This window comes from Knoellia tibetensis (assembly GCF_048606415.1).
Lineage (GTDB): Bacteria > Actinomycetota > Actinomycetes > Actinomycetales > Dermatophilaceae > Knoellia > Knoellia tibetensis.
This window is the reverse complement of record NZ_JBMBWF010000003.1, coordinates 312,556-321,902: the sequence shown is the minus strand read 5'-3', so window position 1 is coordinate 321,902 and position 9,347 is coordinate 312,556. Positions and strand designations below refer to the sequence as shown.

Below are 9,347 nucleotides of genomic sequence, written 5' to 3'. Positions count from 1 at the left end.
GTCGGTACGTGGCCTGTCAGGAGGGCGCCGGTGTCGGGGTGGCAGGTCAGGGTGGTCGAGTCGCTCAGGCGCACGCTGGCGGGCAGGCGGTCGAGGTCGACGATGGTGGTGCCTGGGCGGTTGAGCCCGCCGAGCTCGACCACCCCACGGTCGGCCCGATCCGCCAGTCCCACCCCACGGTCCTGCGCAGCGGGCGCCTCCGTCGAGGCCGAGGCCGGCGCAGCGGCGGGGCGACTGTCTGCAGGCGCGGCAGTCGTGCCGTCTCGGAGCGCGGTAGTCGCTTGGGGCATCACGGTGGCGGTGGACGCGCGGGCGGTGCGGGTCACGGGAGCTGTGCGTGCCGGGGACGAGGTGGTGGCTGCCGTCTCTGGTGCGGTGGCTGCGTCGGTCGTGGTGGTGGCGCTCGGGACGGCGGGGTGGGTGGCGTGGAGGTGGATGGTGACGTCGGCCTGCTGGAGGACGAGCTGCTGCAGGGCGTCGACGCGGGCCTGGTCGAGGGTGAGGCCGGGGTCGGCGTTCTGGAGGGTGCGGGCGAGGTGGTCGACGGCCTGCCACATGACCAGGGACTGCTCGACCGGGACGAGCCCATGCCACTGGTCCGCGGCCTCGGAGATCGCGCGCCGGGTCAGGCACCGGTCCTTCACGGCCTGCTTCTTGCGTGCCGCGGCGACCTCGGGGGCGTGGCGGGTCACGAGCCGGCGGGCGCGCGACGCCAGTGGTCCTGCGGTCTCGTCCCACCCCCGCGTCGGGCACGCCGGTTCGCCGGCAGTGGTGTCTTCGGTGGCCTTCCACGGGGCTGGTTCGGCGGCGCGGCTTACGAGACGCTCGACGATCGTGGAGGCGGTAAGGTCGTCGCAGTCCCTGACCTCGCGGGTGACGAGGTGGGCGCGGAACTGGTCAAGGGCGCCGGACCCCATCGCGTCCACCAGCCGTGGGGTGACGGTGACCTGGTGCACGGCGTCCTCGACCCGGTTCGCGGCGACCGGGACCGAGACCCCGAGCCGGTCGGCGACGAGGGAGGCTGTGTCGTCGGCGACGAACCCGAGCCCGTGCCGCTTCCACGCCCAGCCCGAGGCGTCCTCGGCGTCGCGGACCTCCTCGTGCGCAGCCAGATGCGCCATGGCGTGGGCCTGGATCCCACCGCAGATGTTGACGATTTGCTGCGCCTGCTCGATCGTCGCCAGCAGCGAGTCCGCGTCGAGCAGTCCTGCCGGCTCGGACAGCCCGGGGACCGACGCCCCGGAGGACGCGGCGACAGGGGCGGTCAACGCGGCATACAGGTCCGCCACCGCCGTCGTCACCGCCCCGAGGTTCATGCTCTCATAGTACTCGAACAGGAGTTCGATAAGAACGAGTTGTCCACACCAATTCCACTGTGCGACATGCGGACTGGCACCTCTGCCCATGGGGCCCTGACGGCTCGATGTGGGTCAGGCGGACGGCCGCGACTCGTCCGCCGTCGTCGGCATCGCGTCAAGCAGGGCAGCCAGCGGGGGAGGGGTCGCGTCGAGCTCGACCGCCGCGGCGAGCGCGCCCGCGAGCAGCTCCTTCCGCCCGGATGTCGTCGTGCCGAACCGTCTCAGCTGGTCGAGCAGCGGCCGCCCCTGCCACGCCAGCTGGCGCGTAAAGGCCTCGAAAGCCGGGCCGAGGCCGAGGTCGTCGATGACGGCTCGGGTGCCGTGGGTTCCCAACGCCCGCATGAGCTCGTCCTCGAGGTCGCGCCGGCAGACGAAGAAGCCGAGGTGGGACAGGTTCTCGAGAGTCGGCACGACGTGCGTGCCCAGGTCGTCGCGATGGGCCTCGAGAGCCCTCACGAAGTAGTGCGCCTCGCGCTCGTCGCACAGTCCGAGGACGCGCGGTCGAGGTCGACGAGCAAGGGCACGGCCGAGCTCGCGCCGGATGTTGGTCGCTCCCCCCATGTCGACGAGGACACACGGCTCACCATCCGGCGCGATCCCACGCGCCGCGCGTAGGACTCGCAGCGCGGCAACGTCGCTCGGACCCTCGACGAGTACCCAGGTGACGGGTTCATCGAGGGTGTCCATGCCCTCGACGATGCCAAGTCGGGAACCGAGGCGCCAGCCCATTCGGGAACCGAGGCGCCAGCCCATTCGGGAACAGAGGCGCCAGCCCATTCGAACGCGGGGCCGTCAACCGCCCGGCACGAGGCGGGCGGAGACCGTGTGCCCGGCGGTCGGACCTGCACCGAGCGAGACCGACAGACCCTCGCCCGCCGCAGCGACCTCGAGTCGTTGGGCCAACCGTCCCAGGGCGAAGTCGTCGCCGGCGCCCATCGTCACCTCTGCTGAGGCAGTGCCCTGCGTCGACGACTCTCCGCCCTCGATGACCTGGAGGTCGACGCTTGCGTCCTCGTCGTGCAGCAGGGTGACGGCCACGACGCGCGAGACGACCTCGCCGAACGTCTCGAGCCCGACCGCACGGATCCCGACCTGCTCCGACTCCGGCGATCCCGGCTGCACCCCGAGCGCCGCGCGGACCGCCTCGACGTGCCCCATGGCGAACCAGTCGCCGGGCCCCGTCCGCACGAGCTGCGCCGCGCCGGAGCCCGACGGCTCCGCGCCCGAAACCGCCGCGTCGAAAACCGTATGGTCGACAACCGCAGGGTCGGCAACCGCAGCGTCTGAAACCGTTGCTGCAGAGCCAATCTCGTCCTCGAACCACGACGACGGCAGGCCCCGTACGACAGCCGCACCCACCCCGTCAGCCTTGCCCTTGACGAGGTCCGCAGCGGCCGCGATCTCGTCGGCGACCGCCCGCGCCGTGACCGCCAACCGCCGCCCGTCGACGTCGGACTCACCCCGGTGGTCGAGCAGCACGCGCAGCCCGGCGGACCCGAGGGCGAAGTCGGTGAGACCTGCCCGCCACGGCCGTCCGGCGGTGTCGCTGAGGACGACCGCGAGAGGTGCGGTGGACGGCATACCGAATCGGTCACGAAGAGACGAGCGCAGTTCTCGCGCGCAGGAATCCGGGTCGTGCGGCAGGAGGAGGAGGTCCTCCCCGGGACCGGTGTTGGAGCCGTCGATCCCCGCCGCGGCCATGACCGGTCCGGCCGCCGCCTCGACGACCCGCGTCATGCCGTCAGCCGTCCGGCGCTCGGCGACGACGCGCACCGACTCCTCGAGCACGAGCGCGTCCTTGGAACCCCCGGAAGCCCTGAGCCCCAACGCCTTCGACACGAGCTTGCTCGACACGACGACGACGTCGCCGACCTCCAAGCCGCTCGGCCCCAACGCTTCCAGGACCAGCCCGGCCACGTCGTCCCCGGCTACCACCTCCGGCAGCCCCAGCACCGGCAGCACCGTCACCGGCATCACCGGACCCGTCACGCCGTCCTCACCCACGAACCCGATCCGCAAGCGCGAGAAGGCTCTCCGCCATCCGCGCCGCCGCGTCGACGTCGGTCATCAGCAGCGCCTCCGGGTGCACCGCCGTCTCGACACCGCGCACTCGGACGTCGGCGTCGGCCGGGTCGACGAGCCAGCCGTCGAGGAAGTCTGCATAGAGCGCCGCCACCGCCGCTGCCGTGGACGAGACCCCGATCGCCGAGAGGCAGGCGTCCGCGTGCCCCCGCACCGGCCGGCCCGAGATGAGCGGCGAGACCCCGACCACCGGTGCCTGCGACCCGCGAAGCGCATCGCGCACGCCCGGCACGCCGAGGATGATCCCGATCGAGACGACCGGGTTGGACGGTGGCAGGACGACGATGTCGGCCGAGCGCAACGCCTCGAGCACCCCGGGCGCGGCGGCCGCCTTGTCGAGCCCGGCGACGACGAACCGCGACGCCGGCACCTCGGCCCGCAGGCGCACCCACCACTCCTGGAAGTGGACCGCCTTCTCGCCGGCACCGTCGCCCTCGTCGAGCACGACGTGCGTCTCGACCGGTACGTCCGTCATCGGCAGCAGCCGGATCCCGCGGTCGGGCAGGCCCCACCGCGCAGCCAGCCGAGCCGTCACCTCGGACGCCGTCAGCCCCTGAGCCAGCCACTGCGAGCGGACGATGTGGGTCCCCAGGTCGAGGTCGCCGAGGGTGAACCACTGCGGCACCGCCCCGTAGGCCGCGAGCTCGCCCTGCACCCGGGTCGACTCGTCCGCACGCCCCCACCCCTGCGACTCGTCGATCCCGCCGCCGAGGGTGTAGAGGAGGGTGTCGATGTCGGGGCAGACCCGGAGTCCGAAGAGGCTGATGTCGTCACCGGTGTTGGCGATGACGGTGATCTCGGATTCCGGTGCCACGACGTCGAGATGAGCCCTCAGGCCCCTCAAGAAGCGGGCTCCGCCGACGCCGCCCGCGAGGGCCGTGATTCGCATGGGGGCCAGTGTGGACCACGGGCGAGTCGCCCCGACACGCCGGTCCGTCCAGAAAAAGTTCCCCCGATAGCAGAAACCGGCTTGACGGATGGGGATGACACGCGTGTAATTTCTTCATTGTGTTCCCGGCGAAACCGTTCTCTCGGTCAGGGGGAAGGTCGGGAGCAGTGTTGGGTCGCAGAGGGTCGAGGAGGCAGCCATGCACGAGTTGATGTTGATCGACGCCATGGTCGAGGAGGAGACGGTTCTCTCCTGGCAGGAGCGCAGTCTGTGCGCACAGACGGACCCCGAGGCGTTCTTCCCGGAGAAGGGCGGCTCCACCCGCGAGGCCAAGAAGGTCTGCGTCGGGTGTGACGTCCGGTCCGAGTGCCTCGAGTACGCGCTGGCCAACGACGAGCGCTTCGGCATCTGGGGCGGGCTGTCCGAGCGTGAGCGCCGCAAGCTGAAGAAGCGCGCCGTCTGACCGGGCGCGCGCCCACCTCATGACGCTGACGACTGCCACCGTGCTCCCCCCTGCCGCCTCACCAGCGAGGCAGGCGGTCCGGGCCGTCGTCCTCACCTCCGGAGCACGCCCGGGCCTGCGCGCCCTGCTCGACGCACTCGCGGCTTCGGCCTCGAGACCCGACTCGGTCGTCGTCCTCGACTCCTCCTCCGACGACGGCGCCGCCGAGGTGGTCGCCGCTGCGTCGTCCCGCACCTTCTCGGTCGAGCACGTCTCGCTCGACTCCCGTATGCCGGATCGCGCGGCGGTCACCCACTGGCTCACCAGCGGCGACGTGGCCGACGACGACCTCGTGTGGCTGCTGCCCGTCGGGTGCGTCCCCGAGCCGGGCACCCTCGGCCGGCTTCTCGCAGCCCACCGTCGCAGCCCGTCCGTCGGCCTCGTCGGGCCCAAGCACGTCGACGCGACCCAGCCCGGCACCCTGCGCTCGGTCGGCATCACGACGACGCGCTCGGGCCGGGTCGTCGAGGACCCGCCCCTCGGCGAGCCCGACCAGGGCCAGTACGACCTGCGCCGCGACGTCATCGCCGTCCCGCTCGCCGGGACGCTCGCGACCGCCGGCGCGCTGCGCTCCCTGCGTGGCTGGGAGCGCTCCTTCGGCGACCTCGGCGCCGACCTCGACCTCGGCTGGCGGGCCCACCTCGCCGGCCACCGCGTCGTCGTCGCGCCCGACGCGCGGATGCGCTCGGTCGCCGCACTCGGCCTCGCCACGGCGACCACCGGAGCCCGACGCCGTGCCGCCCGCCGGGTCGCCCTCGCCCGCGCGCCGTGGTGGCAGGTTCCCTTCCTCGCCCTGTGGGTCCTCCTCAGCTCCGTCACAGCGGGTCTGGGCCTGCTGCTCCTCAAGCGGCCCCGCGCCGCAGTCGCGGCGTTCGGCGACGTGGGCTCGCTCGACCCGTTCCGCGTCATCGCCGCGCGGCACCGCACCCGCGGTGGGCGCCAGCTCCAGCACCGCGATATCGGCTCGCTCTTCGTCCCCGCGTCGGCCATCGTGCGCCGGTCCCTCGACCGCGCGCACGAGGCGGTCATCGCCCCGTCGCGCCTGCCCGACGAGAACGTCCGCGACCCCGAGGCCTCATCCGGTCTCGGACGCCTCCTCGTCCACCCGGCCCTCCTCGCCGTGCTCGGCGCCCTCGCCGTCGTCGTCGCCGCCGGTCGTGACATCGGCGGTGGGCTCGTGAGCCGGTTCGGCTCCGGCGTCACCGGCGGCGAGCTCGTGACGACCCGCGCCACGTCGAGCACCCTCTGGCACGCTGCCTTCGACGGCTGGCACGGTGCCGGTCTCGGTGGTGACGGCCCAGCGAGCCCGGCGCTCGCCCTCCTCGCGATCCCGACCTGGGTGCTCGAGCAGCTGCCCGGGGCGGGGGACCTCACGTCGTCGGCCGGTGCGGTCGTCGGCGCCCTCCTCGTCCTCGCCCTGCCCCTCGCGGCAGTGTCCGCCTACATCTCGTCGCGGGTCATCACCTCCTCCCGGTCGCGCCCGATCCGCGGCGCGGTCGCCCTGCTGTGGGCGACGACAGGAGCCGCCGGGGCGTCCGTCGCCCAGGGCCGGCTCGGTGCGCTCGTCGCCCTCGTCCTCCTGCCGGCCGTCCTCGCCGGGGTCGTCATGCTGGCCCGCCCGACCGGTACCGCCACCGGCGCCTTCGCCACGTCGCTCGGAGCGGCCGCCCTCGGCGCCTTCGCGCCCCCGCTGCTCGCCCTCGTCGTGCTGGCCTGCCTCGGCGTCGCGATCGTCGGGGACAACCGTGCGCGGGCGCGCGCACTCGTCCCCGCGGTCCTCGGCCCGCTCCTGCTCGGCCCGTGGCTCCTCGACGTCGCCGACGACTGGGCGCTCGCGGCCACCGGCCCCGGCCTGAGCCAGTGGGGGACCACCTCCACCGAGCCGCTCGCCCTCGCCCTGCTTCACCCCGGTGGCGCGGGCAGCACGCCGTGGTGGGTCGGCGCCGTCGTCGTGGCCGCCGGCCTCGCCGGCCTCCTCGCCCCCCGCCGCGTCCGGTCGGTCGCGACCGGAGCTGCGCTACTCGGTCTCGTCTCGCTGGCCGCCGTCCTCGTCGCCCCACGGCTCGAGTTCGCCTCCGGAGCCGACGTCGCCACGGGTGCCGGTGTCGCGCAAGGCCTCGTCACCCCGTGGGCCGGGACCTTCATCCTCCCGCTCACCCTCGCGCTCCTCGCCTCCGCCGTCGTCGGCGCCGAGACCCTCCGTGGCCGCTGGCGGACGGGCGCGGCCGTCGTCCTCACCCTGGCGGGCCTCTTGACTGCCGGTGCCCTCGGGTGGTTCGGGTTCGGGGACGTGCTGCGGACGTGGTCCGACGTGCGCCCGGCCGTCGCGGTCGAGCAGGCCGGCAACGACCTGGCCAACCGCACGCTCTTCGTCGACCCGGGAACGGCCGGGGCGGCATACCGGATCGTCGGTCGCGAGGGCGGCGCGCTCGCGCGGTCACTGCCCCAGAGCGTCGAGGGGGACGCCGTCATCGCCGACGACGTGAGCGGCCTGCTCGACGGCACGCGCCCCGACGCCGGCCCGCGCCTCGCCGGGCACGCCATCGGCTTCCTCGCCGTCGCCGACACCGCCGGTGACGACGTCGCCCGCCGCCTCGACTCCGCGCAGGGTCTCTCTCGCCTCGCGAGCCGCGGTGGCTACGACGTGTGGCGCATCGCCGCCCTCGGTGGTTCGGTCGACCGGCCCGTCGCCCCCACCCGCCTCTCGCTCGTCACCGGCTCGGACCACGCGCTCGTCGCGACCCTCGGCGAGCACGGCGCCACCGAGACCACGGTGACGGCCCGACAGGACGCCGTCCTCACCGTCGCCGAGCCGCCGGCCTGGACCGAGCACGCCGAGGTCACCCTCGACGGCCGGACCCTCACCGCCGAGGCAGGAGCCGAGCGACCCACGTATGCCGTTCCCGCCGGCACGCACGACCTCGTCGTCGAGGTCGCGACCGAGCACCCGTGGTGGCGCGCACTGCAGGCGCTCGCCCTCTTCGTCGTCGGCTTCCTCGCCATCCCGTTCGGCACCCGCGCCTTCAGGAGCCGTCGATGAACCGCGCCCGCTGGATCGGCCCCACCCGCCTCGTCCTCACGGGCGCCGCGGCGGCCGGCCTCGTCACCGTCGCGACGATGACGCCCGTCAGTGGCGTCGGTGGGGCAGGCGGCGCCGCGCCGTCGGCCGTGACCCTCGCGCCGGTCTCGTCTGCCGCGCTGTCGTGCCCCGGCTCCGAGCTCACCGGCATCGACGGGGTCGAGGACATCGCCGTGACCGCCAAGGTGGGCGTGGGCACGGCGCCCGGGTCCGCCCTCGCGCCCCTCGAGCCGGGCAGCGGCGGCCGCGTCACCGTCGGTTCGGGTCCGCAGGCCGGCGCGCCGGTCACCAGCCGCGGCACGACCTCGACGACGACCCTCAGGGGCACCGGCGCCGTCGATGTCGTCGGGAGCGGCGCCATGGCGCCGGGTCTCGCCGCCGTGCAGGAGTGGGCCGTGGCCACCGAGGAGATCCGTGGGCTCGCGACCGTGCCTTGCAGCGGCCCCGGCTCGGACCTCTGGCTGCTCGCCGGTGGTGGGGCGGCCGGCCGCCAGGAGCGGCTCGTGCTCACCAACCCGGGCGCCAACGAGGTCACCGTCGACATCCAGGCTTTCGGGCTCAAGGGCCCCATCGTGTCGCCCACCGGCACCACCGTGGTCCCCGCCCACGGCCGCGTCGCCCTCCTCGTCGACGCCGTCACCGGCGACGAGCAGTCCCCGGCGATCCGGGTGCGCGCCAACGGCGGGTCGGTCCGGGCCGTCATGAGCGACATCTGGCTCGACGGCTCCACACCCGCGGGCGCCGAGACGGTCGTGCCGACCGCCGCGCCCTCGACCCGGCAGGTCATCCCCGCCGCGCTCGTCGCGTCCACCGGCTCGATCCGGATCGCCGTCCCCGGCGACCAGCAGGCGGTCGTCAGCGCTCGTGTCATCGGCAAGGACGGCGCGACCCCGCTCCCGGGCGGCGGCGTCGCCCAGGTCGGCGCACGCTCCACCGGAGAGCTCGCCGTCAGGGGACTCAAGGAGGGCTCGTATGCCGTCGAGCTCACCTCGGACGTGCCCGTCGTGGCCTCGCTCTTCGCCTCGTGGCGCAGGGGTGAGGCGGCCGGCGACTTCGTCTGGGCTCCCTCGACCGACGCTGCCGAGGGTCTGCTCGGCGCCGCCTTCCCGGCCGCCGATGACGTGCGGCGCCGTCTCCTCACCGTCGTCTCGACCGGAGGGCCCGCCACCGCCGAGGTGACGTGGCGCACCGACGGCACGTGGACGACGCGCAGCCTCACCCTGTCGCAGGACACCTCCGAGACCCTGGACCTCGGCGCGGCCGAGTCGGTGTGGGTGCGCCGCTCCGCGGGCAGTGGCCAGGTGCGCGCCGGGGTCGGGACGCGGGCCGGTCAGGACCAGCAGTTCGTGTCCGTGTCACCGCTCGCCCCGAGCGCGGTGACCTCCGAGGTGAGCCGGGCGCACCCCGCGCCCTGAACGACCCGAAGAATCGACGCGA

Annotated in this window: 7 protein-coding genes; 3 read left to right on the top strand and 4 right to left on the bottom strand. The window is 74.0% G+C overall.

Annotation, left to right across the window (positions count from 1 at the left end; genetic code table 11):
* The 4 genes from ACOJV7_RS15270 to cofD all read right to left on the bottom strand — a co-directional run.
* A partial coding sequence (locus ACOJV7_RS15270; protein ID WP_474543068.1) for a 13E12 repeat family protein occupies window positions 1-1,316 on the bottom strand: 1,316 nt, incomplete at its 3' end.
* Between the two features lie 114 nt (window positions 1,317-1,430).
* The gene (locus ACOJV7_RS15265; RefSeq protein WP_420191076.1) at window positions 1,431-2,045 is read right to left on the bottom strand and encodes a hypothetical protein; all 615 of its coding nucleotides are present in this window, start codon (window positions 2,043-2,045) and stop codon (window positions 1,431-1,433) included.
* A gap of 105 nt (window positions 2,046-2,150) precedes the next feature.
* Entirely contained in the window at window positions 2,151-3,362 is a 1,212-nt protein-coding gene (locus ACOJV7_RS15260) for a coenzyme F420-0:L-glutamate ligase (RefSeq protein WP_420191075.1), read from the bottom strand.
* The gene (cofD, locus tag ACOJV7_RS15255) at window positions 3,355-4,329 is read right to left on the bottom strand and encodes a 2-phospho-L-lactate transferase (protein ID WP_420191074.1); all 975 of its coding nucleotides are present in this window, start codon (window positions 4,327-4,329) and stop codon (window positions 3,355-3,357) included. Before cofD ends, ACOJV7_RS15260 begins: the two co-directional genes overlap by 8 nt.
* A 199-nt stretch (window positions 4,330-4,528) precedes the next feature.
* Here cofD and ACOJV7_RS15250 point away from each other — a divergent pair, with 199 nt between their 5' ends.
* The 3 genes from ACOJV7_RS15250 to ACOJV7_RS15240 are packed head-to-tail and all read left to right on the top strand — an operon-like array spanning window position 4,529 to window position 9,325.
* Window positions 4,529-4,792, top strand: a complete 264-nt coding sequence (locus ACOJV7_RS15250; protein ID WP_420191073.1) for a WhiB family transcriptional regulator — start codon at window positions 4,529-4,531, stop codon at window positions 4,790-4,792.
* Window positions 4,793-4,832: 40 nt separating this feature from the next.
* A complete protein-coding gene (locus ACOJV7_RS15245) occupies window positions 4,833-7,871 on the top strand; it encodes a glycosyltransferase (protein WP_420191072.1) in 3,039 nt (1,012 codons plus the stop codon).
* Window positions 7,868-9,325: a DUF5719 family protein gene (locus ACOJV7_RS15240; protein ID WP_420191071.1), complete on the top strand. Its 1,458-nt coding sequence runs from the start codon at window positions 7,868-7,870 to the stop codon at window positions 9,323-9,325. Before ACOJV7_RS15245 ends, ACOJV7_RS15240 begins: the two co-directional genes overlap by 4 nt.
* The last annotated feature ends 22 nt before the right edge of the window (window positions 9,326-9,347 follow it).